The sequence below is a fragment of the Kiritimatiellia bacterium genome, from assembly GCA_018001225.1.
Classification (GTDB): Bacteria; Verrucomicrobiota; Kiritimatiellia; order CAIQIC01; family JAGNIJ01; genus JAGNIJ01.
On sequence record JAGNIJ010000033.1, the window covers coordinates 1 to 24,586 of the forward strand.

The 24,586-nt window shown below is 67.4% G+C and carries 19 protein-coding genes; 6 read left to right on the top strand and 13 right to left on the bottom strand.

The window, feature by feature from the left end; all coding sequences use genetic code 11:
* From KA248_11065 to ettA, 10 genes are all read right to left on the bottom strand, one after another.
* Window positions 1–3,013: alpha amylase C-terminal domain-containing protein (locus tag KA248_11065; protein ID MBP7830448.1), on the bottom strand; the 3,013-nt coding region annotated here is incomplete at its 3' end.
* Between the two features lie 159 nt (window positions 3,014–3,172).
* A complete protein-coding gene (locus tag KA248_11070; protein MBP7830449.1) occupies window positions 3,173–3,682 on the bottom strand; it encodes a nitroreductase family protein in 510 nt (169 codons plus the stop codon).
* 119 nt (window positions 3,683–3,801) lie between these two features.
* Complete coding sequence (locus KA248_11075) at window positions 3,802–5,058, bottom strand: glutamate-5-semialdehyde dehydrogenase (GenBank protein ID MBP7830450.1); 1,257 nt, start codon at window positions 5,056–5,058, stop codon at window positions 3,802–3,804.
* Complete coding sequence (gene proB / locus KA248_11080; protein ID MBP7830451.1) at window positions 5,055–6,194, bottom strand: glutamate 5-kinase; 1,140 nt, start codon at window positions 6,192–6,194, stop codon at window positions 5,055–5,057. Before proB ends, KA248_11075 begins: the two co-directional genes overlap by 4 nt.
* 494 nt (window positions 6,195–6,688) lie before the next feature.
* Window positions 6,689–7,117, bottom strand: coding sequence for an ArsR family transcriptional regulator (locus KA248_11085; protein MBP7830452.1), 429 nt, complete (start codon window positions 7,115–7,117; stop codon window positions 6,689–6,691).
* 312 nt (window positions 7,118–7,429) lie between these two features.
* A complete protein-coding gene (locus KA248_11090) occupies window positions 7,430–8,905 on the bottom strand; it encodes an MFS transporter (GenBank protein ID MBP7830453.1) in 1,476 nt (491 codons plus the stop codon).
* Between the two features lie 6 nt (window positions 8,906–8,911).
* The gene (locus KA248_11095; GenBank protein ID MBP7830454.1) at window positions 8,912–10,402 is read right to left on the bottom strand and encodes an excinuclease ABC subunit UvrC; all 1,491 of its coding nucleotides are present in this window, start codon (window positions 10,400–10,402) and stop codon (window positions 8,912–8,914) included.
* A gap of 7 nt (window positions 10,403–10,409) precedes the next feature.
* The gene (locus KA248_11100; protein MBP7830455.1) at window positions 10,410–11,111 is read right to left on the bottom strand and encodes a phosphoribosylanthranilate isomerase; all 702 of its coding nucleotides are present in this window, start codon (window positions 11,109–11,111) and stop codon (window positions 10,410–10,412) included.
* A 121-nt stretch (window positions 11,112–11,232) separates the two neighbouring features.
* Window positions 11,233–11,790 (bottom strand): hypothetical protein, encoded by a 558-nt coding sequence (locus KA248_11105; protein ID MBP7830456.1) that lies wholly within the window; start codon window positions 11,788–11,790, stop codon window positions 11,233–11,235.
* 125 nt (window positions 11,791–11,915) lie between these two features.
* The gene (gene ettA / locus KA248_11110) at window positions 11,916–13,592 is read right to left on the bottom strand and encodes an energy-dependent translational throttle protein EttA (protein MBP7830457.1); all 1,677 of its coding nucleotides are present in this window, start codon (window positions 13,590–13,592) and stop codon (window positions 11,916–11,918) included.
* Window positions 13,593–13,736: 144 nt separating this feature from the next.
* On the opposite strand from ettA, the gene KA248_11115 reads away from it, so the two are divergent.
* Genes KA248_11115 through KA248_11125 form a run of 3 tightly spaced genes read left to right on the top strand, consistent with a single transcriptional unit; the run spans window position 13,737 to window position 16,231 of the window.
* The gene (locus KA248_11115) at window positions 13,737–14,546 is read left to right on the top strand and encodes a prepilin-type N-terminal cleavage/methylation domain-containing protein (GenBank protein ID MBP7830458.1); all 810 of its coding nucleotides are present in this window, start codon (window positions 13,737–13,739) and stop codon (window positions 14,544–14,546) included.
* Window positions 14,547–14,570: 24 nt separating this feature from the next.
* Entirely contained in the window at window positions 14,571–15,320 is a 750-nt protein-coding gene (locus tag KA248_11120; protein MBP7830459.1) for a DNRLRE domain-containing protein, read from the top strand.
* Window positions 15,317–16,231 (top strand): hypothetical protein, encoded by a 915-nt coding sequence (locus KA248_11125; GenBank protein ID MBP7830460.1) that lies wholly within the window; start codon window positions 15,317–15,319, stop codon window positions 16,229–16,231. The genes KA248_11120 and KA248_11125 overlap by 4 nt, the downstream gene beginning before the upstream one ends.
* Here KA248_11125 and KA248_11130 read toward each other — a convergent pair.
* Window positions 16,207–16,611, bottom strand: coding sequence for a LysR family transcriptional regulator (locus tag KA248_11130; protein ID MBP7830461.1), 405 nt, complete (start codon window positions 16,609–16,611; stop codon window positions 16,207–16,209). The two genes, KA248_11125 and KA248_11130, sit on opposite strands and share 25 nt — an antisense overlap.
* Window positions 16,612–16,726: 115 nt before the next feature.
* Window positions 16,727–19,726, bottom strand: a complete 3,000-nt coding sequence (locus KA248_11135; GenBank protein ID MBP7830462.1) for a PD40 domain-containing protein — start codon at window positions 19,724–19,726, stop codon at window positions 16,727–16,729.
* 148 nt (window positions 19,727–19,874) lie between these two features.
* Here KA248_11135 and KA248_11140 point away from each other — a divergent pair, with 148 nt between their 5' ends.
* The 3 genes from KA248_11140 (at window position 19,875) to KA248_11150 (ending at window position 23,908) form a co-directional block, all read left to right on the top strand.
* The gene (locus KA248_11140) at window positions 19,875–21,905 is read left to right on the top strand and encodes a hypothetical protein (GenBank protein MBP7830463.1); all 2,031 of its coding nucleotides are present in this window, start codon (window positions 19,875–19,877) and stop codon (window positions 21,903–21,905) included.
* Between the two features lie 10 nt (window positions 21,906–21,915).
* Window positions 21,916–22,431, top strand: a complete 516-nt coding sequence (locus KA248_11145; protein MBP7830464.1) for a hypothetical protein — start codon at window positions 21,916–21,918, stop codon at window positions 22,429–22,431.
* Between the two features lie 157 nt (window positions 22,432–22,588).
* On the top strand, window positions 22,589–23,908 hold the full coding sequence (locus KA248_11150) for a phosphomannomutase/phosphoglucomutase (protein ID MBP7830465.1): 1,320 nt from the start codon (window positions 22,589–22,591) through the stop codon (window positions 23,906–23,908).
* 7 nt (window positions 23,909–23,915) lie between these two features.
* Here KA248_11150 and KA248_11155 read toward each other — a convergent pair whose 3' ends face one another.
* Window positions 23,916–24,584: a hypothetical protein gene (locus KA248_11155; protein MBP7830466.1), complete on the bottom strand. Its 669-nt coding sequence runs from the start codon at window positions 24,582–24,584 to the stop codon at window positions 23,916–23,918.
* Window positions 24,585–24,586: the final 2 nt, after the last annotated feature.

Below are 24,586 nucleotides of genomic sequence, written 5' to 3' on the forward strand. Positions count from 1 at the left end.
GGAGGAGCCGGTTCCCGGTCCAGCCCACCGCCGTGCCCTGGCCGGCGGTTTTGTCGGTGATCCGGTACGTGGCCTCGCCGCCGCCGAAGTAGAACTCGAACAACGTGTGCCCCTCGTCATTATGCAGGGTCAGGCCCGTACTCTTCCCGGTTTCAATCCAGTTGTTCTCAAACCCGATGCGCACCACGTCCCCGCTCCCAAGCGGCGCGGCAAAAGGGCGGCGGGCTTCCGAGAGGCCGCCGTTGTTCGCCCACAGGCCCCAGGCGCTCGAGGCCAGGTTCAGGTTGGAACTGCCGGGTAGCGTGGCATAATAGTGGCCCGCGCTGGCGCCGCCGACCAGCGTCCACCCGCCGCCCCAGCCCGTCCCGCCGTTCGAGCGGTTGGTCCACCCGGCCGAGTAGATCGTGTTCGACGAGGCGTCCGAGGCCGCGGCGTTGCCGGGCCGGTTGGTCGCCGCCACCCGGATGTAGTTGGTGCCGACCTCGATCGGCACCGCTGCCAGGCTCCACCGCGCCGTCGCGGCGCCGCTGCCGGTCTGCCCGGTGAACTGGTTGCTCCAGGCCAGGAACCCGGCCGTGGCCACGGTGGCCGTCCCGGAAAGCGTGTACTGGCTGGTGTCGTGCGGGACCGAGATCGTGCCGACGGGGTTCGTGAGAGCGATGCCGGGCGGCGCGGGCCAGCAGTTGGTCACGGCCACGGACCAGTTCTGGTCGTAGTGGTTGTCCCACGTCCCCGCCCCGTCATGGAAAACGAAATTCAGACGACGCGCGCCGGCCGGGATGGAATAGGCGGCCGTCCAGGTCCCCGCCGGGCTCTCGGTCATCGCCGTCCCGGGGCTCGACGCGTCGAGCCAGCCGTCGTGCCCGATGTACAAGTAGACGTTCGCGGCATTGGTGAGCGGGCCCTCGTTCTCCCGGTACGTGATCGTCACCGGCACGCAGCCCTGCGGCGCCGGCGGGCTCACCGTGACCTCGGCGGGCGTCCCGCCGCCGCACCCGCTGACCGAGAGCTGCCAGTCTGCGCCGATGTTGTTGTCCCACGTGCCCGCGCCGTCGTTGAAGGCCAGGTCCAGCCGGTAGGTCCCCGGGGCGATCGTGTGCGTATACTCCCACGTGCCGCCGACGTGGTTCGACATCGGCACGTCCACGACGTCCTGCCACTCGTTGCGGCCGAGGTAGATGTTTACCTGCGCGGCGTCCTTGAGCGGGTGATCGAGGGGATCGTACGTGATCTTCACCTCCACGCAGCCGCCGGGCGCGGCCGGGTCGAACGAAACCTCCCCCGGCGTGACGTGCTCCTCCTTCGAGAAGATCTGCACGCTGTACATCCCCATGTTCACCGCCGCCGTCGGCGGCGAGCCGGCGGCGACCACCGAGGCCGGCCCGATGTGGCCGAAGTCGGCCTGGTAGTTGGTGGAGTCGCCGTTAAAGTGCGAATACCACGTGCCCGCGGACGGGAACTGGATGGAATAGCTGTTGTTGGTCCAGTTGTTCACCGAGAAGTTCGCGACCACGACCACGTCGTCCGCCCCGCCGCCCGCGTCCCACCGCGTGTAGGCGATGACCTTGTTCGCGTTGTCGATGTGATGGACGTTGATGCCGGTGCCCTTCAGCCCGCCGGTGGCCCCGGCGAGGTTCCGCCGGAGGCGGATCATGTCCCCGTAGGCGCGGACGATCCCCGAGTACGTGTTGGTCAGGCTCCAGCGCAGCGACTGCTCCGCGCTGAACGTCCAGGTCTCGTGCATCTCCTGGCCCTGGAAGAGCATCGGCACGCCCGGCGCCGTCATGACGATCCCGGCCGCCAGCAGGGCGCGCCGCCGGGCCCAGATGCTGTCCGGGTTGCCCGCGTCGATGTCGCGCGGCAGGCGCACCTTGCTGTTCAGATCGCCCACCGTGTCGTGGGACTCCGAGAAGATCACGCGGTTGTGGCTGGGCCAGCCATTGAGGAGCGAAGCGACGGTGCTCATGCTGCGATCCGCGTCGCTCGACCGCGTCACCTGGTACTTCAGGTCATCGTGGAACCCGACGTGCCACTGGCTGTCAAAGTTCATGCTGTAATCGAAGGCGTGGTCCTCGGCGATGCGGATCTTGCCCGGGTACGACTGGCCCATCTCCCAGTTGATGTCCCGCAGCATCGCCTCGCCGTCGGCATTGTGGTTCGCGCCGTTGTTGTAATAGACGATATTGAAGACGGAGTCCCACCGGAAGCCGTCCACGCGGTACTCCTCGAGCCACATGAAGATCTGGTCGCGGATGTAATCCTGCACCTCGCTGCGCCCGAAGTCCGGCCGGGTATTGCCCCACCAGGTGTTGGCCTTGGCGTACTCGTTGTAGAAGTAGATGCCGCCCAGGCCGTTCTGGCTCCAGCCGTCGAACGTCCACAGGTCGAGATCGGACGGCCCGTAGTGGTTGTGCACGACGTCCACCAGCACCGCGATGCCGCGCTCGTGGCACGCCTTCACAAAGCGCTTGAACGCGTCCGGCCCGCCCAGCGCGCTCTCCACGGTGAAGGGATCGGACGAATTGTAACCCCAGCTCTTGTCCCCCGGGAATTCGCACGGCGGCATGACTTCGACCGCGTTGACGCCGAGATTCTGGAGATGGTCCAGCCGCTCGATGACCGTGTCGAACGAGCTCGGCACCCAGGCTTCCGCGTTGTACGTGCCGGGATGCATTTCGTAAATCACCAGCTCGTTCCGGTACGGCGTGCTGAACGATCCCGAGCCCCAGTCGAACGCATCCGGATCGTAGAGGATGGAATTGCCCACGGAGTTGACCACCACGCGGGCGCGCGGATCGCGCTTGTCAAAGCTGTTGTTGATTCTGACCTTGTACTCGTCTCCGGCCTGGGCCCCGTTGATATCCCTGGACCACAGGCCGCCGCCCTCGCTGGTCAGCGCCGTCGTGCCCCAGCCCGTGAACTCGCCTTTGATGCCGACCGCGGTCGCGTTGGGCGCCCACACGCGGAAGGTGTATCCGGTGCCGGCGGCATCCGCGTAGGGGATCGGCCCCATGCCGGGCCGCGACGATTGCGCGCGGGATTGCACAACAAGACCGAGAAGGCAGAACACAACCGCCCGGCTTACAACACTGGAAACGCGTAAGGGCATGGCCTTCGGTAAAACATTTTACCGCTTCCCGGGTGCGCCGTTAATAGCAACCCGAAAAATGATTTACCACCGCTCGTAATGCAGGATTTCACAGGCTTCCTTGCGTACCTTCGGCCGCGGGGCCGCCTCGGGAAAACCCAGCGGCGTCATGGCCAGCGGCTCGATCTCCTCCGGCAGTCCGAGCGCAACCCGTACCCGCTTCGGATCGAACGCGCCGATCCAGCAGGTGCCCAACCCAAGGTCCGCCGCGCACAACGTCATGTGATCCATGGCGATCGCGCCGTCCACGGCCCCATAGTTCTTCCCATCCTGCCGCACCCACGCCCGGCTTGGTTCCGTGCAGACGACGATGATCGCCGGCGCCTTTCCGAACCAGTCGCGCGGGTAGGCCTGCTGCAGCTTCTGCCGGGCCGATTCCTCGCGTAAGACGATGAAATGCCACGGCTGCTTGTTCGCGGCGGACGGCGCGATCCGCCCCGCCTCCAGCACCTTCGCCAGCAGTTCCTCCGGCACGGGATCCGGTTTATAGGCCCGGATGCTGCTCCTCTTCGCCGCCAGTTCCAGAAAAGTCATGGGTCACTCCGGTTAGATCATGAGACAACATACCACGGAACCCGGAGGAAACTACGGAAGGCGCGAAACACGCGAAAACGAATGGCCTTCTTTCGCGCTTTTCGCGTGTTTCGTAATTCCTACTCCCGGATCTGCCCGCTGCCGAGGATGACGTACTTGTACGTGGTGAGTTCTTCGAGCCCCATGGGCCCGCGCGCGTGCAGCTTGTCGGTGCTGATGCCGATCTCGGCGCCCATGCCGAACTCGGCGCCGTCGGTGAAGCGCGTGGACGCGTTGACGTACACCGTGGCGGAGTCCACCTCCTGCGCGAAAAGCCTCTGCGCGGCCTCGGCCTGCGCCACGATCGCGTCGGAATGGCGCGAGCCGTACCGGTTGATGTGGGCCGCCGCGGCCTTGGTGTCCGCGACCACGCGCACGGCCAGGATCAGATCGAGATATTCCTCGGTCCAGTCCGATTCGACGGCTTGCTTCATCGCGGGCACGATCGCCCGCGCGGCGGCATCGCCCCGCAACTCCACCTTGCGCGCAGCCAGCCGCTCGGCCATCCGGGGCAGGAACGCCGCCGCGATCTTCTCGTGGACCAGGACTTTTTCAATCGCGTTACAGACGCCGGGCCGCTGGCACTTGGCGTTCTCGATGATGTTCAGCGCCATCTCGGCATCCGCGCTTTCATCCACGTAGACGTGGCAAACACCCTTGTAGTGCTTGATGACGGGCACGCGGGCCTGCTCGGCCACGGCGCGGATCAGGCCCTCGCCGCCCCGGGGAATGGCGAGGTCCACGCGGCCCTCCATCTGCACCAGTTCCCGGACCGCGTCGCGATCCGTGGTCTGGACCAGCTGGATCGCGTCCGCGGGAAGCCCCTTCTTCGCGCCGCCCTCTTGCATCGCCGCGGCAATGGCCGCGTTGGAGCGCACGGCCTCCTTGCCGCCGCGCAGGATCACGGCGTTGCCCGTCTTGATGCACAGCCCGGCGGAGTCGGCCGTTACGTTGGGCCGCGACTCGTAGATGATCGCGATGACGCCGATCGGCACGCGGATTTTCTGGATCACCAGCCCGTTGGGGCGTATCCAGCGGCTGATGCGCGCGCCGACGGGGTCCTTGAGCACCACGACGTTGCGCAGCCCCTTGACCATGCCGTCGATCCGCGCGTCGTTCAGCAGCAGGCGGTCGAGCAGGGCGTTCGAGAGGCCGGCCGCGCGGCCCGCCTCCATGTCGCGGGCGTTGGCCGCCTGGATCGCCTCGCGCCGGGCCTCGATCTCGTCCGCCATGGCCTCGAGCATGGAATTCTTCCGGCGGCTAGACAGCCGCGCCAGCGCGCGCGATGCCGCGAGCGCGCGGTCGCCCATCGCCAGCATTTCCTCGTGAAGGCTCATGTTTCCCCCTTCGCCGCTCCCTGGAGCACGACCATGTTATCCCGGTGCACTACTTCCTCGAAATCTGGCGAGCCCAGGAGGGCCGCGATCTCGGCCGTCTTGCGGCCCTGGATACGCCGGACCTCCGCGCTGGAATAGTCCGTCACCCCGCGCGCGAACGCCGGCCCGCCGGCGACGCGGATGTTCACCACGTCCCCGGCCTCGAACTCGCCCTCGACGCCCTTCACCCCGATCGGCAGAAGGCTGCGTCCCTTTTCCACCACGGCCAGCCTCGCCCCGTCGTCCACGACCAGGCTGCCCTTGGCCTTGTGGAAGAACGCAATCCACCGCTTCCGGCCGCTCAAGCCGGAGGGCTGGCCCGCGGCCAGGAGCGTGCCGACATCGGCCCCCGCCAGCACCTTCCCTATGGCCCCCGCCTGGCGGCCGTTGGCGATGACCACGGGGGTGCCGACGCCCGCGACGGTATCCGCCGCCTGGAGCTTCGACATCATCCCGCCCGTGGATAGTTCGCTCCCCTTGCCCACGGCAAGGGCCAGGGCCTCCTCGCTGACACCCTTGAGGAATGGCACGCGCCGGGTGCGCCCGCCGGCCGTGGGCGCGCGGAACCCGTCCACGGTCGTCAGCAGGACCAGCAGGTCGGCCTGGATCAGCAGCGCGACGAGCGAGGCCAGCAGGTCGTTGTCACCGAACTTGATCTCGTCCACGGAAACCACGTCGTTCTCGTTGACGATCGGGATGATGCCATTCCGCAGCAGGTTCATCATCGTGTTACGGGCGTTCAGGTGCCGCTGGCGGTCGTTCAGGTCCGCGTGGGTCAGCAAAACCTGGCCGACCCGGCATTTTTCCGCGGAGAAGAGCCGGTCATAGAGAGCCATGAGCCGGCTCTGGCCGACGGCGGCGGCCATCTGGAGGTCGGGCAGGTGCGCCGGCCGTTTCTTCAGGCCGAGCACGGACATCCCGGCGCCGATCGCGCCGGAGGATACCACGACGATCTCCCGCCCCGCCCGCCGGGTGGCGGCCAGGTCGCGCACCAGCGAGCGCAGCCGGCGAAGATCGGGCCGGCCGTCGCGCTGGACAAGCACCCGGCTGCCGATCTTGACCACGACCCGGCGCGCGCCGGCCAACTCGCCGCGAATCTGTAGGTTTTCGTCCATTTTTCCTTGAAAAACCGGACTAGTCCTAGCAGACCCCCGCCCGCGTGTCGAGCCGGGAGGGACGCCCCCTGATCCGCGCTTAAGCATGGCGTTCACTCGGGCACTTCCTGTGTACGCCGCGGTCTATGCGGCTCGCGTGGACGCTCGCCCTCCATACCGCTGGCTCTATGGTGCGGATCGATTCTTCGCTTGGAGGGCAAGCGTCCCGCGAGCCGTGACACCAGGGAGAAGCGGAGCCCCATCATCCGAATCCAAGGTCCTTAGGCGCGGATTTGGGGCGACCTTGGAATCTGCGGGCCGGGGGCGGCCCGCCTCCACCGCCCGGGGTTGGAGACGCCCGGTCCGTCTCGCACGACAAGTCCCCGCGTGGCCGACCACGTCGCAGACGATTGGCGCGACCGCCTCTACGGTTGCTCGGCCTTGGGCCCGTTCGTGGCCAGGTTCAGCGAATCGTCCAGTTCCGCGCGGCCCGCGGATCAGCGTCCGGCCAACCGGATCAGCGTTTGGCGGAGGGTGTCCTCGGGCCAGGCCAGGCGGTAGCCACCGCGGCCGGCTTCGATCAGCCCGCGCGACCGCAGCTTTTTCAGATGGCGGCACAGGGCGGGAGCGGACATGTGCGACCGGGCTTTGAGTTCGACAAAGCCCATCTGCCGGCGCAGCAACCGAAGGATGTACTGCCGGCGCGGATGGGTCAGCCCCGTCAGGATTTTACAAATGGTCTCCGTGGAAGCTCCAGGTTGCTTCAAGGACTCCATCACGGAGGCGAGAAGGGCGGCGGATTCCGGCAGCGAGCGGTTTGTGCCGATCCGGTAATACACCCGGCGCCCGCTGCGGCGCACGTTCAACAACCCGCGGGCGTTGAGCATGCGCAGGTACTCGCTGGCCAGGCCCAGGGGCCAATTCATTTCCAGCGCTACCGCCGAGACATCGCACTCCCCCCTCACCGCCAGCACCTGCAAGAGGGCCAGGCGCCGGAGATTCGCCAGGGCCCGGCAAGTCCTCCACAACGTGGGCCTCAACGGAAATGTAGCTTCAGCTTTCATTCTCACACTTATCGAAGTGTGAGAATGATTTGTCAAGTCACATCGTTTTATAAACAGCAGCATTACGCCGAAATTATCACGCCTGCTAAAAAGTAGCTGATTTCACACTTCGAAAAGTGTGAGAATGCCCGTGCCCCCAGATCTGGCGGAATCCACGTGCTTTCGTAAGGATGGTCAAGCGGTAGGCGGAGGGGCCTCTTCGCGGGGGGGTGGCGGGACAAGATTTCGCGCTTTCTTCCGGGGCAGCGGAAGGCGCGCGACCGCTTCCTGCAGCAGGCCCGTGATGGCCTCGCCGCCGGACAAGCGGAGCAACAGCATCGCCGGGTGTATCGGCTCCGCCGCCCTCACTTCCTTGAACGACGGCAACAGCAGCAGCGCGGCCATGAGACGCAACACGGCGGAGACCACGAACAGGGCCGGCAGCGGCGAGAGCAGGTTGATCTCCCAACCGCCGAATCGATACTGCGTGGGGAGGCGCGACGCAAGCCACCCGCCCAGGAGGGTACCGCAAACCAACGTGCACGTGCCGTTGAGGATCGTCATGTACGCCGTGACCCGCGCGCGCTTGGGCGGCGTGACGGCGTCGAACGTGAAGTTCTGCGTCGCGATGGCGAAGCCCGACCACGCGGCGCCGGCAAACATCTGGATCAGCAGCAACAGCCAGTAGTGGGTCGTCAGCGCGAAAAGCAGCGGGATCAGCGGCATCAGGCAGCTCGTGGCCACGATCACGGACCGGTTCCCGTGCCGGTCGCCCATCCGCCCCCACCATCGCACCAGCAGGAACTGCACGGCCTGGAACGCCGCGGCGTTGACGGTGAACTGGACATACGACCACTTCAGGTCCCGCAGGAAAAACACCGTGATGAACGGCGAGGCCACACTGATCGCCCCGTTCATCAGCGCGGCGCCCACGGCAAAGCGCGTGAAGTTGGAGTGGCGGATGCGCCGCAGGAAGTTCCAGAAAGAGAAATAGTCCTGCGGCGCCGGCCGGTACGGCGGATCGTAATGCCGGGTCAGCAGTTGCACGGAAACGAGCCTGGCCATGAAGGCCACCCCGAACAGGACACCGAATCCCGCCCAGACCATCCCGATCCTCTGGTACAGCGAAAGAATCCCGCCCGCCGCCAACGTGGAGAGAAATACCATCAGGATGACGACCCGGCCCCGGCGTCCGAAATAGTCGCCGCGCTCGGCGGTGGGGACCGTCTCACTCATCAGGCTCGTCCACGCCGGCGCCACGGCGTTGCCGGCCCCGATGGCCAGCGCGGCGAAAACGATCACGGCCAGCACGTCGTACTGCGGGAAGAGCCGCGGGATGAAGAACAGCGGCACGTAGACCAGCGCCTGGATCAGGCAGAAGAGCACGATCCAACTCCGCCGCCGCCCGAAGCGGTCGGTCAACGCCGCGCCGGCCATCTGCGAGATCGCCCCGATCAGCGCGGGCATGGTGCCCAGGAAGGCGACCGCGCGGTTCCCCGCCTTCAGGAAAACCGCGAAGGGCATGATGTACGTCTCGCCGAAACCCGACATGAGGGACCAGATCGATCCCTCGACCATCGAGACCTTCATCGTGCGCCGCCGGGCCGCCTCGATTTCCTCGGGCGACCCGGGCGCCGGCGCCTTGTCAAATAACCAGCGGAGCGATTTCATGGTTTCTCAAGATGACCCGGGCGGCTCGCCGCCCTCCAAGGCCTCATGGATCAATCGGGCCAGCACCATGCCGATGCCGGGCACGGCGGCAATCTCTTCAACCGGGGCCTTCCGCAGGCGAAGCACGGACCCGAAGTGCTTGAGCAAAGCCTTTTTACGGTTGTCCCCTACCCCCTCAATTTCATCGAGGATTGATTCGCGGATGCGGCGCAGGCGCAGGCGACGGTGATAGGTCAACGCAAACCTATGCGCCTCGTCCCGAATCTGCTGGAGCACGCGCAACGCGGGGGAGTCGGAAGGGAACACCAGCGGCGCCGCGTTCGATCGGACATCCGCGTATAACTCCTCGAACCGCTTGGCCAGGCCGGCGGCCGGGAGGTCGGCCAGGCCCAGTTCGTCGAGCACGCCCCGCGCGGCGCGAAGCTGGGTGAGGCCGCCATCCACGAGCACGAGGTCGGGGCGCGGCAGTTTTTCGGCCAGAACGCGACCGTAGCGACGGCGGATGACCTCGGCCATCATCGCGGGGTCGTCCGAGCCCTCGACGGTCCGGATGCGGAACATCCGGTAGCGGTTCGGCGCGGGCTGGCCGTCCACGGCGCAGACCATGCTGCCGACGGCGTGCGTGCCGGAGATGTTGGAGATGTCGAAGCACTCGATCGCGCGCGGCGGCGCGGCGAGGCCCAGGGCGCGCTGCAGTTCCGCGAGGCCGGCGCCGGCCTCCATCGTCTTCCGGGCCGGCGATTTCCGCCCCCGCGCCCGCTCGCGGATGGCGCGACGCAGCAGCAGGTAGGTGTCCCGCAGCGCCGCGGCCTTCTCGAACCGCAGTTCGGCCGCCGCCTTCTCCATGTCCTGCTGCATCTCCTTCAGGAACTCCGGCCGCTCTCCGCGCAGGAACGCGAGCGCGGTCTCGACCCGCTCACGGTACTGCTCGGCCGTGACCTTCAGGATGCACGGCGCGGAGCAGTAGCGGACGATGTCGTTGTGGCAATGCTTGTGGTCCTCCGGGCCCGGCACGCGCGGGCGGCACAGGCGCAGCCCGAACCGCCGCTCGACGAATTCCAGCGCCGCGTACACGGCCGGCGAGGAGGCGTACGGCCCGAAATAGGTCGCGCCGTCCTCTTTCTGGATCCGGCAGGACTCGAAGCGCGGAAACGGCTCGTTCAGGTGGACCCGCAGCAGGAGAAACCGCTTGTCGTCCTTCATGAGCACGTTGTAGCGCGGGCGGTAGTCCTTGATCAGCCGGCCCTCGGTCAGGATCGCCTCGGCCTCCGTGCGCGTGACGAGGATGTCGAAGTCCTCGACGCTGCGAAGCAGGCCGCGCAGCTTGGGTTCCGCGCTGCGAAGGGTGGCCTGGCGGAAATAGGACTGCACCCGGTGCCGGAGCGAGGCCGCCTTGCCGACGTAGATGATCTTCCCGCGCCGGTCGCGCATGAGGTAGACGCCGGGCCTGTCGGGGAGGGCCCGGAGCTTGTCCTGAATCTTCGACGACCACGCCATGGCCCGGCTACTCCCGCGTCCGGTCCGCAAACCCGAGCCGCGCCTCCCCGATGAACCGGCGGACCAGGGCCTCGTCCTTGCGCCCGTCCGGGCCCTCGACGCCGGTATGCGCGTCCACGCCCGCCGGGCGGACGCGGCGGACCGCCTCGCGAACGTTGCCCGGGCGCAGCCCGCCCGCCAGGATCACCGGGCGGGACGACAGCTTCACAAGCTCTACGCTGACCGCCCAGTCGTGGACCTTGCCCGTCGCGCCGCTGGCGCCGGTGCGGGGATCGAACGTGTCGGTGATGAACGCGTCCACGAACGGCGCCAGCTCGCGGACCTGGGTCATGAGCGACCCCACGTTGTCCGGCCGCACGACCAGGCTCTTGATTACGAACAGGCCCGGGTCGCGCTCTCGCACGCGCGATGCTTCGGCCGGAGTCAGCCCGCCGTGCAACTGGACGTGCCGCGCCCCGAGTTCGCGGCAGAACTCGACGACCTCGTCCGCGCGTTCCAGGTAGGTGATCAGCACGCCGGGACAGGTCGGGGGCAGGGCGCGGATGATTGCCGCGGCCGCCGCCTCGGACAGGTCTTCCTTGTGCACCGGCAGGCGCAGCGGAAACCCGAGGTGGGTGGCCCCGAGCCGGACCAGCAGGTCCGCCTCGGCCCGGTCGATCACGCCGGCGATCTGAATCGCGGGACAGGGCAGGCTTCGAGATGGATTCATCGGCGAAAGTATACAGGCTCGCGCGGGAAATCCAAGGCAGCCGGAAAACCACGGAGGTCACAGAGGACACGGAGATTGGGAAACTTTCTCCGCGACCTCCGTGGTTCAAACGGATTACGTTTTAGTCCAGCACTTCGCGGATGGCGTCCGCTTCCTCGCGATCGATCACACCATCGCCGTCGGCGTCGAACTCCCGCTCGATGTCCGTGTTGACGACGGCGCGGCCGTCGGTTTCGACGACGCGCAAGCGGTCCTTCAGCAGTTCCTGGCCCTCGGGCCACTCCAGGTACCCGTCGCCGTTGGCGTCGTATTTCCGCTCGAGATCCGTGTTCACGACGCCCTTCCAGGCGGCCCAGTAGGCGCGGTTTTCGGCGGGGGTGATGACGCCGTTGTGGTCCGCGTCGATGGCCTTGTACCGCCAGGCATGGACCTCGGCCGGTTCCACCCACCCGTCGTTATTGACGTCCACCTTCTGCTCCCAGGGGGAATTCACCTTCGCCCGATGCCGGGCCTCCCATCGCCGCTCCAGGTGCCGCTCGGCGGGCGTTACGACGCCGTCGTTGTTTTTATCCGCATGCCGCCGGCGCGCCCCCCACCACGGCCGCGCCTGCGCCACATCCGAACAGGCCATCGAAAGAAGGAACGTTACGCCCGCCGCCGCCATGATACTCGTGTTCATTGCAGTCCTCCTTGGTTCCCCACAGCGTGCCATCCATAGCACGAAAATCGGCTCGTTTTATTGTCGCCGTTGCAACCGGCTGGACTACAGCAAGAAACAACCAGCGCGCCCTGCGTGATGAGTCTTCAAGCGTGGGTCACGGGGCGGAACTTGATGCGGCGGGGCTGGTCGGCGGCGTCGCCGAGGGTCTTGCGGCGGAACTCGTGGTAGGCCTCGAAGTTGCCCTCGAACCAGCGCACCTGGCTGTCGCCCTCGAACGCGAGGATGTGCGTCGCGATGCGGTCGAGGAACCAGCGGTCGTGGCTGATGACCACCGCGCAGCCGCCGAAATTCAGCAAGCCTTCCTCCAGCGAGCGAAGCGTGGTCACGTCGAGGTCGTTCGTCGGCTCGTCGAGCAGGAGCAGGTTGCCGCCGCGCCGGAGGAGCTTCGCCAGGTGCACGCGGTTGCGCTCGCCGCCGGAGAGCTTGCCGACCTTCTTCTGCTGGTCCGGCCCGCGGAAGTTGAAGCGCCCGCAGTAGGCGCGTCCGTTCATCCGCTTGCCGCCCAGGTCCACCAGTTCCTCGCCACCGGTGATCTCCTCGTATACCGTCCGCTCCGCGTCCAGCGCGTCGCGGAACTGGTCCACGTACGAGGGCACGACCGTCGAGCCGACCGCGAGTTTTCCGGCTGTGGGTTTTTCCTGCCCGATAATCATCTTGAACAACGTGGTCTTGCCCGCGCCGTTGGCGCCGATGACCCCGACGATCCCGCCGCGCGGCAGGTCAAAGGTCACTTTCTCCATGATCAGCCGGTCGCCGAACGACTTCGTCAGCCCCTCGGCGCGCACGACGATGTCCCCCAGCCGCGGGCCCGGCGGGATCTGGATTTCCAGCGAGTCCTCGCGGACGTCCACCTGTTGGGCGGCCAGTTCCTCGTAGCGCTTGAGGCGCGCCTTGCTCTTGGCCTGCCTGCCGGACGGGTTGAGCCGCACCCACTGCAGTTCCTGCTCCAGCACCTTGCCGCGGGCGGCGGCCTGTTTCTTCTCGGCGGCGAGGAGGGCCTGCTTCTGGGCCAGCCAGGCTTCGTAGTTGCCCTTGTAGGGATAGGTGTGGCCGCCCTCGAGTTCGAGGATCCATTCCGTGACGTTGTTGAGGAAGTAGCGATCGTGCGTGACGACGACCAGCGTGCCGGGGAACTGCTTGAGGTGCGTTTCCAGCCAGGCGACGGACTCGGCGTCGAGGTGGTTCGTCGGCTCGTCGAGCAGCAGGACGTCGGGATTGGAGATCAGCAGGCGGCAGAGCGCCACGCGGCGCTTCTCGCCGCCGGAGAGCGTCGTCACCGGCGTGTCCGGCGGCGGGCAGCGCAGGGCCTCCATGGCCATGTCCAGCTTGTGGTCGATCTCCCACAACTCGTGCGCATCGATCTGGTCCTGGAGGCGGCCGAGTTCGTCGTTCAGCTTCTCCGCCTCGGCGGCGGGCGGGCTCTTCCCGAGTTGCTCGCAGATTTCGTCGTAGCGGGCCAGCACGGCGCGCGGCTCGGCGAGGCCCTCGGCGACGACCTGCTCGACGGTCTTCGAGGGGTCGAGCTGCGGCTCCTGCGGCAGGTGGCCGATCTTCGCGTTCCGCGCGATGTGCGCCTCGCCGAGGATGTCGCGGTCCATCCCCGCGAGGATGCGCAGGAGCGTGGACTTGCCGGAACCGTTGCCGCCGATGACCCCGATCTTGGCGCCGAAGAAGAACGCCAGGTTCACGTCGTCGAGGACGTTGACCTTGTTGTACTGCTTGGTCAGCCGGACCAGGTTGAAGACGTATTCGCCCGCCATGGGGCCGGGATGAAAACACGGACGGCGCGGAAAATCCAGCCCGGATGCGCCGCGGGGGCGCGGCGCCTCCATCGGCACGAATTGGAGGCGGGGCGCCCCGCCCCGGCTTGACATCGTTATGTCTTATTATACCATACGAACTTCGTGGATGCTCCACAGACAGTCAAGGGGCGGGCCGCGGCGTTCACGCTGATCGAGCTGCTGGTGGTCATGGCCGTGCTCGTGGTGCTGGCCGTGTTGGCCGTGCCGTGGGCCCTGCGCTCGATCCAGGCGGCGCAGGAGCGGGCGTGCGCGGCCAACCTCCGGGCCTGGGGGCAGGCGTTCATGGTCTTCGCCGCGGAGCACCAGGGGCTCCTGCCCCACCCCGACGACCGGCGGCGAGACGGCGGCGCCGCGGGCTCGCAATCCCATCCCGAGCACGACCAGGGCTACATCGACCTCCTGCCGCCGTACATGGGCGAGCGGCCGTGGCGCGACATCCCGGAGGGCGAGAAACCCCGGGGCGGCGTGTGGCAATGCCCCGCCGCGAAGCCCCGGCCCGATTCCGAGTACGACTACAAGCCCTCCCGGCAGGGCTACCACAGCTACGCCATGAACTCGTACCTGGCGCACGACTTCTACTTCGGGCTGCCCTGGGACGCGGAGCTCCAGCCCAGTTTCCTCTACCTCCCCCGCGCCCAAAACACGGCGGTCACGATCCTGATGTTCGAGCAGACGCTCGACCCGGGCCAGGGCTACGGCCAGGCCGGCTCCTTCCGCTCCGCCGGCTACCAGACGGCCGAGGACGCGCGGGCCGTCACGGAACGGCACCGCCGGAGCGCCGAAGGGTTGGGCGGTAACGTGCTCTACCTCGACGGCCATACCGGCTGGCGCGATGACTTGTGGGACGAAACCACCCGCAACCCGAGAATCCCCAAGCGCGGGGACCTGACTTGGTTCCCGTACGAATACTGACGCACTCAAGCAAGGAGAGACGACATGCGCCGAACCAAAGCCCGGATCCTGGCGGGCGCGCTGGCCCTGCTGACCCCGATGGCCGCGCCGGCAACGATCAGCTACGACATCACCACCGACACCTACCTGGACAGCGCGTCCCCGACCTACAACTACGGCGCGCGGAACGTGGACCGGGTCGTGATCAATGCCTCGTCCGCCGCCCGCACGGTGTTCAAGCTGCCGGCGGAGGTCTGGTCTTACGCGCCGATCCAGATCATATCGGCCGTGGTATCCTTCTACGTCTGGAGCGACAACTCGCAGACCTACGACGTGTCGCTCTACCCGCTGCTCCGCGACTTCGTCGAGGGCACCGGCATGGGCAGCGCGACGGGCGACGGCGCGACGTGGAACACCTACGACGGCGTCAACGCATGGACGACGCCCGGCGGGGATTTCGACGCGGCCCATTCCGTGGTCGGCGTGAAAGGGACGCTGGGCGTCAATCCCGCGGAGCCGAACGGCCGGTTCTTCACCTGGGACATCACGTCCCTGCTGAACGATCCCACCGCCTGGAGCGAGCTGCAAGCGTACGGCGCCATGCTGCGCATCGACGAGACGGTCCCGCCCAGCGGCCAGCGGTTCGACGCGTTCACCAGTTCGGACAGCACCACGTACACCGCCCCGTACCTGCCGACCCTTCACCTTGCCGTGGTTCCGGAGCCCGGCACGCTGGCGCTGCTGGCCCTGGGCCTGCCGGCCGGAGCGCTGCTGCTTCGCCGTCGGAAAAAATGAAGCGAGAAGCAATCCAGTGGAGCGCGGTCATCCTGGCGGGACTCCTCCAGTCCGCCGGGGCGGCCACCGTCCGCTGGCCGATCGCGACGGACACGTACCTGGACAGCCGGACGGAAAACCAAGCCCTCAACTACGGCGCGGCCACCACGCTCAAGGCCCTGGTCAACAACAACGTGACCGGCGACGGGTCCGTCTGCCGCTCGTTGTTCACGCTGCCGGCGGAGCTGTGGAACTACCAGCCGACCAGCCTCGTTTCCGTCACGGCCCGGCTGTACGTGTGGCAGGACAACACCGGCGACCGCCAGGTCACGCTCTTCCCCCTCGCGCGGAGCTTTGTGGAGGGCTCGCAGAACGGGGGGGCCGCCGCCGGCGCGACGTGGCTGACGTACGACGGCACCCACGCCTGGCTCCAGGCCGGCGGCGACTTCCTCACGAACTTCCCGGCCGCCGGCGTGAAGGGGGAGATCCTGGACGAGTACATGCACGACCGGTTTTTCAGTTTTGATCTGACGGCCCTGCTGACCAACGAAACGGCCCGGCTGGCGCTCCAGCAGAACGGGGCGCTGCTGCGAATCGACGAGGAGCCGGCCCCGGCCAGCGGCCTGCCCCGCGCGCCGTTCACCAGTTCCGACGATCCGGGTTACACGGCGGAATACAAGCCGCACCTGCTCGTGGAGGTCATCCCTCCCGAACCAGAAATCGGCGCGCCGGTCCTGAATGGGAGCACGCTGACCATCCCGGTCGGGCAACTGACGCCGGGCATCACCAATGCCGTCGAGCGGTCCTACGACCTGGCCGGGGGGAACTGGACCTCGATCGCCGTCTTCGTGACCGGCGGGAACACGACGAACTGGTCCCTGCCGCTCTCGCCGTCGAACCGGGTGTTCTACCGCGTCACGACCCACGAGTGAGCGGCGGAGGTCTTGAGCAGCCGGTACAGCGCGCGCATTTCGCGGCCGGCGGCTGCGTCGCACCGCGCCTGGATCGCGGTGTAAAGGGTCAACACCTTCCGCCCGTCGGCGGACAGCCGCGAGCCGCCGCCCCGAGCGCCGCCGGAAATGGATTCCACGAGCGGGCGCCGGAAGACCCCGTTCATTTCGACGACCATCTGCCAGGCCTGCTTGTAGCCGATGCCCATGCGGCGGGCGGCCTCGCTCACGGACTGCGTCTCGGCGATCAACTGCAGCAAATGCGCCTTGCCCGGCCCGATGGTCGCGCAGATCAGGCGCAGCCGCGGCTCGGTCTCCGGCCGGCCGAATATCTTCTTCAGTGTGTGTCGCTCCGCCGTCATATCGCCTCCCATACCGCAAGGCCGGGCGCCGGACAAGAGTATCCTTGGGAAAACCGCGCCGAGCGCGGTTTTCCCAACCTCGTTCACCGGCGGGACAAGCCCGCCGGGGTCCCGGTCAGAAACTGACCGCGGATTTCAGCGAGAAGTACACCTGCGCCCGCTCGTCGGACGGCTCGCGCTCGAAGGCGTAGGCGAACCCGAGCCCGGGCGCGACGTCCAGGAAGCGCAGGAGCGTCATCGAGAAATTGAGCTCGAGCCCGACGCTGTTGAGCCAGTCGTTGGCCGGTTCGCCCGCGGGTTCGCCGCCCCAGGCCTTGCCGATGTCCCAGAACAGCTCGCCGAAGAGCTGCTGCCGGTAGACGGGTTTCGTGGCGCTCATGCCCTTGTACACGCGGCACAGCGGGAAGCGCCAGGCCGTGATCGCGCGGGTGGCCTGACGGCCGACCTGCGTGTTGGGCTCATACCCGCGCAGGGCGATGGTCCGCGCCAAGCCGGGCGTGGAGTTCTCCACGACGTCCCCCAGCCCGCCCACGCCGAAGAAGCCCTGCGCGGTCTCGTCGCCCGAGCCCGCGCCGTAGACCCAGTCCATCTTCAGCACGTGGTTCTCGCCCCACGGCAGTGTGAAGTATTCCAGCCAGGCCAGCAGGCCGCGCACACGGTCGAGGTCGCCGCCCAGGGCGCGGTCGGTCCATTCCACGCCGGCGGAGACGTAGCGACCGTCCTCGACCGAGTGGCTGCGCGGGTAGGCCGTGCCGTCGAAGTATTCCAGTTGGCCGAACAGCGCGGCCTCGCTCCCCTCGAACAGGTTCGTGGTCAGCAGCGCGCGGTCCGCGTAGTTCGTCTCGCCCGATTCAAGCGCCTCGCGGTCGAGGTAGCGGTAGCCCAGCGTCAGGGCCAGCTCGCGATCCACCCGGATCCACGGCACGGTCACCGCCAGTCCGGCGGCGCCGGATTTTTCCTCGTAGTCATACCTGTTTCCGTCCGTGTCCCGCACCAGGTCGGGGTACGAGTCGGCCGAGTACAGCCCGAACACGGTGAAGACGGGATACAGGCCGGCATAGGAGTACACGGCCGAGCCGACGGGCATCTCCTCCTCGCCGTCGTAGCCGCCAAGCAGGGCGAGCGACTGGAAGCCCGCCGGGTCGGACAAGCGAGCCGCCAGGCCGCCCATCGCGGACTCCTCCGTCGCCACCGCCCACGGCGTCCAGTAATCCAGGCGCGTTTCCAGCAACGAACGATACGGCCGCGCCGGGCCGAGTTCCGGCGCTTCTTCCTCGGCCTCTTTCAGCCGGCGCTGGTTATCCGCGACGGCCGGCCACTCGCGGCGGACGGAGGGCAGCGCGCCCTCGACCGGGTGCAGAGCTTCGTATTCCAGGACCGCCAGACCGTAGCCGTACGAATCGTAGGCCGTGGCCGCGAGCCGCTTTCCGTCCGGCGAGAAGGCCGGTTCGAAGAGTCCGCCGAGCACGTGGGTCAGTGGCTCGGGGTCCGCGCCTGCGCGGAAGGGCAGGCGGTAAAGATTGTACACGCCGTTCCGGTCCGCGCTGAAGACCAGTTCCTTCCCATCGGGATGGAAGGCCGGGCCGAGGACGATGCACGGCCATTTCAGCAGAGTTTCCGTCTCGCCGTTTTCCAGGTTCACGCGGCGCAGTTCAGATTCGCCTTCCCGCCCCTGCACGAAGACAAGCCACTTCCCGTCCGGCGAGTAGGCGGGATCAACGATCATGGTGAACGGCGCCGCCCCGGCCAGGACGCGCTCCCGGTCCCGGCGGCCGGCGGCGGCCAGCGGAACCTCGACCAGCCGGCAGACCGCGGCCTCGTTGCGGACGGCGGCCAGCTTCGTCCCGTCCGGGCTGATCGCGGGAAAGCGATAGCGCCCGGCCGCGTCAACCGGCCGCGTCCGGCCGCTCGCGGCGTCCATCACGCGCAACTCGCTGAACACGCGATCGCGGCCGAGGATATTCAGTCGCGTATAGTAGAGCCGCTCGCCGGCGGCGGCCAGGCGCGAGATCCCGGCCTGGACCCGGGCGTGTTTCAGCGGCCGAATCCGGCCGGAATCCAGGTCGTAGCGGTACAGCACGTCGCGCGCGGCCTCGCGGTTACCCGCGAAGAAGACGGACCGCCCGTCGGCGGAAAATTTCGGCTGCGAGACGAGCAGGCGATCGGGCGTCCGCTTCTTCACTTCCGTCAGCGGTTTTTCGCGCAGCGTCGCCAGTTGCTTCTGCTGGTAGCGGGTCTCCTCGTCCAGCGCCCGGCGCGCGAGGTCCGCGAAGGACTGGCCGGTCACCGGCCGGGCGCGGTCGTCGAAGAACCACGGCCACGAGCGGCTGACCGAGTCGGAGAGTTCGCCGACGACGTTGCGGTCCTTTTTTCCTTTGCGCTGCTCCTGCGCGTGCTGCACGGCGCGCGCGCCCCAGAGATAAGCGGCATCCGAGTACGGCCACTCGGGATGGGCCAGTTCCCACTGCCGGGCGTCGAGCGCGCGGCCGTCGGCGACGGCCATGCGCATGACCATGTCCGGGAGGCTCTGGCGGCCGCGGCCCTGGCGGGTGAACTCGGTCTCGGACCAGATGGACGCGCCCTCGAGGAACCAGTTCGGCGCGGTCAGGCCGGGCGGCAGGGCGAAGTAGAAGATCAGGGTGGAGACGGGATCGCCGATCTCCGGCAGGAAACGCCCGAAAAAACGCCCGAGCCAGTCCCCGAAGCCGTGCTTCGCGTCGAGCATGAGCACGTGGGTGTACTCGTGCCAGATCGTGCTGCGCAGGTACCCTCCGGGCTCGTAGATGGAGGACGGGGACGGCCCGGCAGCGAAGAAGGAAAGGCGCGCGCGCGGGATCGTGAAGGCCCAGCCGTTGTGCTCGTCCCAGCCGTCGTGGAACAGGACCTGCACCTTTTCCCGGGGGGTCCAGTGGAAGATCGGCGTCAGCACAGCGTGGGCGGTCTCGCACTCGCGGACCAGCGCGGGCACGCGGTCGGCGAGGGATTCCTGGTAGTAGACCACGAAGTGCGCGCTCTCGACGCGCCGGACGCGCTCGCCGATCGGCATGTCCTGCGCGCGGCCCGCCGCGACCGCGGCCAGCAGCACGATCATCCCCCATCTTGCGCTTTTTTTCACGGCGCCCTCCCGTTCGCGGTATTCGACCCGAACGGCGGCGGGGGCGCAAGCGCGGAATGGATTCGCCAAAAAAAATTGAACAACCGGCGCGCCCGGGGTATTTTCAACTCCCGGCGAGGATAGCAGCTTCAACAACAGGAGGTATGTCATGAAGCGCCATGTCGTGGCCGGGTTGTGTCTCGTGCTCCTTCTTTCCCTGACCGCCGCGGGGGCGCCCCCGCCGGAGATGGACTACCAGGGCAAGATCCTGGTCAACGACATCCCGCTGACGGGGCCGGGGTATTTCAAGTACGCCATTTCCGACGCGGCCGGCACCGGCAACTACTGGGCCCACGACGGCACGGCCACCGGGGAGCCCGCCACCTTTCTCACCAATGAATGTTACAACGGCGTGTTCAGCGTCCTCCTCGGGAGCGACCCGATGCAGGATATAGACCCGGACATCTTCGCCGTCGAGGGGACGGACCTGGTGCTGCGGGTATGGTTCAGCGAAGACGGCATCACGTTCAACGAGATGCTGCCCGCCCAGGAACTGGTCAGCGCCCCGTACGCGATCAACTCCGACCAGGTGGACGGGTACGACGCCGACGAACTGATCGCCGCCGCGACCAACGCCTTCACGGAGACCGACCCGGTGTTCGGCGCCAGCGACGCCGCCGGCATCACGGCCAGCGACATCTCGAACTGGGACGCCGCCTACGGCTGGGGGGACCATTCCACGTTCGGCTACCTGACGAGTGAAACCGACCCGATTTTCGGCGCCAGCGCGGCGGCGGGCATCACGGCCGGGGACATCGTCAACTGGAACACTGCCTTCGGCTGGGGCGACCACGCGCTCGCCGGGTACCTGACGGCCGAGAGCGACCCGATCTGGACCGCCTCGAGCAACAATTTCTACACCAAGGGCGAGGCCGAGACGCGCTACGTGAACGTGGCCGGCGACACGATGACGGGGACGCTGGTCATGAACGTCGGCCTGAACAACGACCTGATCATCGGCAGCGCGGGCCGGACTATCGGGATCGGCAACAGCACCGGCGTCGGGATCGGCAACGATCGCATCGCCCTGGGCCGGGAAGTCACCAATTTCGTGGACAATTCCGCCCGGATCCGCGGCACGTTCTGGATGGACGGCGGGACGGGGCTGGTGGCGCGGCCGGTATTCGGCACGGGCGCCTGGAAGACGCTCTCCCCCCTGCCGCCGCTTGACAACGTGATTTACGTGGCGACCAACGGCACGCCGGCCGGCCCGGGCAACATCGACCGGCCGTTCAGCACCCCGCAGGCCGGCTACGACTACGCCGCGGCCACGCGCACCAACGGACCCGCGGCCGTCGTCATCGCCGCCGGCCGGTATCCCGGCCTGACCATGCACGCCGGAAACATCCACGTCCTCGGACACAGCCGGCCGCAGCTCGATTCGCTGATGATCACCGCCCCGGCCAAAACGATCCTGGGCAAGCAGCGCGTGGAGAACATCATCGTCGAGGGCGTCACGACCGTCGCGGCGGATCTCGGCGAGGACGTCAAGTTCCACAACTGCCGGTTCCAGCGGGGCCTGGTCATCTATAATTCAAGAGTCGAAGTCCAGGACTGCTATGCGGTCGGGTCCGACGGCCCGGCCATCACCGTGGGCAACGGGTCCTCGGTCATATCAGAGATCGCGATCTACAACTCCTCGATGTTCAACAAGGATTCCTCGAACCCGGCGTTGCTCGTGAACCAGAACGTGTACTACTTCGAGGTGATCGGCTGCGAAATCGCGAACTTCGATCCGACACCCGGCGTTCTGCGCGCGTGGGCAGCCCTCGAGGACCAGGAAATCTCCCTGCATCCCAATCAGCCGCCGCACCTGTACTCCCACAACGTCATACGGGGGCCCGAGGCCAACACGGGCATTCCGCCCGCGGTGTACGATTCCGGTGCGGTGACCACGCCCACCATCACCTTCGTGAACAACACGGTCTGGGGCGACGTCGGCGTAAGCAGCAACATGCAGTTCTTCGCCAACAACATCGTCTACGGCATGATCAACAACATCGGCGGGCCCATCGGCTGGGCCCAGGCGGGTGTCGGCACGGGCACCGACCCGGCGGGCAACACGGAGCACCAGATCATATACCCGCAACGATTTGCGGTTCCGGCGGGACGGGGCTTCCCGGCGGCGTGGCAGGACTGACAAGGGTGTCATGAAAAGAACCCACATCGGCTTTTCCCTGATCGTGGCCGGCCTGCTGCCGGCGGCCCTCTGGGCGGCCGGCAGCCGGGTCGGCGGAAACGCGGACATCCTGTACGAGGCGGTGGGCGCGGGCGGCGCGGCCTTCGCCTCGAGCGGCGACGTGAAGCTCGGCGGCACGCTGGGCCAGGGCGGCCTGGCGATCCTCGCCACGAACGACCAGGCCCAGGTCTTCCTGAACGGCTTCTGGAAGTCCGAGGATTCCTGCACGCTCTACAACCCGACCATCACGGAACTGACGCAGAGCACGGGCACCGTGGCCATCACCTTCATGGTGGTCAACGGCAACACCTACTCGGTGGAGTACGTGACCCACGAGGAGGGCGGCCTGATGCTCGGCTCGCACGCGATCACCAACCCGGTGACCACCGTGGCCGGCGTCGGGCTGGCCGGCTCGACGACCACGATCTGGCACAACGTGAGCGCATCCACGAACCGCATCCGGTTCTACGTCATCCGCTGCGAGTAGGACCGGTTCCGGACCGCGGCTCGCGGGGACGCTCGCCCTCCATTTTCGCGCCCTGGAGGGCGAGCCTCCGGCGAGCCGCTTTTTGCCCCTTGAACGGGACGGCCTGCGCCTGTACATTGCCGTTTCCGCTACCAACAACGAAACGAGGACTCTTTTCATGGCCGGGATTTTCAAGGCGTACGACATTCGGGGTATTTACGGCGACACGCTGACGGAGGACACCGCGTATCGCATCGGGCGCGCGTTCGCGACATTCCTGAAATGCCGCAAGGTCGTCGTGGGCCACGATATGCGGCCGCATTCCCCCCCGCTCTTCCAGGCCTTGGCCCGCGGCCTGACGGAACAGGGCGCGGACGTGGTGGACATCGGGATGTGCTCGACGCCGATGTCCTACTTTGCCAATAACCGGCTCGGGGCCGACGCGAGCGTCATGATCACCGCCTCGCACAATCCCGGCGAGTGGAACGGGTTCAAGGTCTGCCGGGAAAAGGCCATCCCGATCAGCGGCGAGACCGGGATCCGGGATATCGAGCAAATCTGCCGCTCCGGCCAATTTGCCCCGGCCGCCGCGCGGCCCGGCACGATCAGCACCCACGAGATCCTCGACGAGTATGTCGCCTACATCCGCGGCTTCGCCGAGATCCGCCGCCCGCTCAAGGTCGTGGTGGATTACGCCAACGGCATGGGCGTCCTCGAGGGCAAGGTCCTGGACGGGTTGATGGAGATCGAGCCGCTGTTCAACACCCTCGACGGGACGTTCCCGAACCACGAGGCCAACCCGCTCAAGCACGACACGCTCGAGGCGCTCCAGGCCCGGATGCGCTCGGGCCGCTACGATTTCGGCATCGCGTTCGACGGCGACGCGGACCGCGTCGGGTTCGTCGACGAGCGGGGCGATATCATCGCGATGGACATCACCACGGCGCTGATCGCCGAGACAATCCTGCAGCACGAGAAGGGCCCGATCTTCTACGACCTGCGCAGCAGCTGGGCCGTGAAGGAGATCATCGAGGAAAACGGCGGCACGCCCATGATGTCGCGCGTGGGGCACGCCTTCATCAAGGCCCAGATGCGCGAGGCGAAGGCTCTTTTCGCCGGCGAGCTTTCCGGGCACTATTACTTCCGGGAGAACGGGTACACCGAGAGCGCGTCCCTGGCCGCCCTGTACATCGCCAACCTGGTCAGCCAGTCCGACCGGCCCCTCTCGGAACTGGTGAAGCCGATCCGCCGGTACTTCGCCAGCGGCGAAATCAATTCCGAGGTGCACGACGTCAAGGGCGTGCTGGGCCGCCTGCGCGCGAAATACGCCGCGGGGCGCATGATCGAGCTGGACGGGTTGAGCGTGGAATTCGAGGACTGGTGGTTCAACGTCCGCGCCTCGAACACCGAGCCGCTGGTGCGCCTGAACCTCGAGGCGAAAACGGCGGAGCTCATGGCGCGGCGCCGCGACGAGGTCCTCGCCGTGATCCGGGGCTGACCGGCGCCTACTTTTCGGAGACGCGCGGGCTCGCGCCGATCTCGAGGCGGCTGATGACAAAGGCCTTGCCCGGGGCCGGCAGGGACAACAGGCCGACGCGGACTTCCGCGATCCGGTCCCAGTTCAGCGGGCCCTCGGCGCCGGTGGGCGTCCGCCGGGCATCCCCGGAAAGCGCGCGGCCCCGCGCGCCAAAGTCCTTCAGCGGAATGGCGTAATAGCCCAGGGCGTTGCGTCGCCACGTCCGGTACGGGGCCAGCGGCAACTGCGCCATCACCGCCGGCGCGCCGCCGGGACCTTCCGAGGCCAGCCCGATATAGAGCGCCTCGGCGGCCGCGTCGGGGATGATGCGCAACCGCAGGTAGGATTTCGGCCGGTAGCGCCGGAGATCGAGCGGCCGGCGCAGCAGGATGGTCGCGTAGGAATCCTCCCGGTCCCGGAAAAGGATGTCCCACTCGAAGAGGCCGCCCTTCCAGCGCAGGATGTGGCGCGTGAGCGGCATCGGGTAGGCGGGCCCTTCGAGCACGTCGTGCGACCGGCCGGCCACGCGGATCGTCGCCAGCCGCTGTTCCGCAACCGCGCCGACGGCGGAGGCGGGCGGGGCCTGGCACCCGGCGGCCGCGAGGAGCAACCCCGCGCCCGCCAGGCACCATGCCCACTCGCCGCGTCCTCGCCGCATCC

Excerpts from the sequence above, each read along its gene's own strand:
- KA248_11070 (MBP7830449.1), bottom strand. The coding sequence starts at position 3,682 with ATGACTTTTCTGGAACTGGCGGCGAAGAGGAGCAGCATCCGGGCCTAT.
- KA248_11075 (MBP7830450.1), bottom strand. The coding sequence starts at position 5,058 with ATGAGCCTTCACGAGGAAATGCTGGCGATGGGCGACCGCGCGCTCGCG.
- KA248_11085 (MBP7830452.1), bottom strand. The coding sequence starts at position 7,117 with ATGAATTGGCCCCTGGGCCTGGCCAGCGAGTACCTGCGCATGCTCAAC.
- KA248_11090 (MBP7830453.1), bottom strand. The coding sequence starts at position 8,905 with ATGAAATCGCTCCGCTGGTTATTTGACAAGGCGCCGGCGCCCGGGTCG.
- KA248_11095 (MBP7830454.1), bottom strand. The coding sequence starts at position 10,402 with ATGGCGTGGTCGTCGAAGATTCAGGACAAGCTCCGGGCCCTCCCCGAC.
- KA248_11100 (MBP7830455.1), bottom strand. The coding sequence starts at position 11,111 with ATGAATCCATCTCGAAGCCTGCCCTGTCCCGCGATTCAGATCGCCGGC.
- KA248_11105 (MBP7830456.1), bottom strand. The coding sequence starts at position 11,790 with ATGAACACGAGTATCATGGCGGCGGCGGGCGTAACGTTCCTTCTTTCG.
- ettA (MBP7830457.1), bottom strand. The coding sequence starts at position 13,592 with ATGGCGGGCGAATACGTCTTCAACCTGGTCCGGCTGACCAAGCAGTAC.
- KA248_11120 (MBP7830459.1), top strand. The coding sequence starts at position 14,571 with ATGCGCCGAACCAAAGCCCGGATCCTGGCGGGCGCGCTGGCCCTGCTG.
- KA248_11125 (MBP7830460.1), top strand. The coding sequence starts at position 15,317 with ATGAAGCGAGAAGCAATCCAGTGGAGCGCGGTCATCCTGGCGGGACTC.
- KA248_11130 (MBP7830461.1), bottom strand. The coding sequence starts at position 16,611 with ATGACGGCGGAGCGACACACACTGAAGAAGATATTCGGCCGGCCGGAG.
- KA248_11140 (MBP7830463.1), top strand. The coding sequence starts at position 19,875 with ATGAAGCGCCATGTCGTGGCCGGGTTGTGTCTCGTGCTCCTTCTTTCC.
- KA248_11145 (MBP7830464.1), top strand. The coding sequence starts at position 21,916 with ATGAAAAGAACCCACATCGGCTTTTCCCTGATCGTGGCCGGCCTGCTG.
- KA248_11150 (MBP7830465.1), top strand. The coding sequence starts at position 22,589 with ATGGCCGGGATTTTCAAGGCGTACGACATTCGGGGTATTTACGGCGAC.
- KA248_11155 (MBP7830466.1), bottom strand. The coding sequence starts at position 24,584 with ATGCGGCGAGGACGCGGCGAGTGGGCATGGTGCCTGGCGGGCGCGGGG.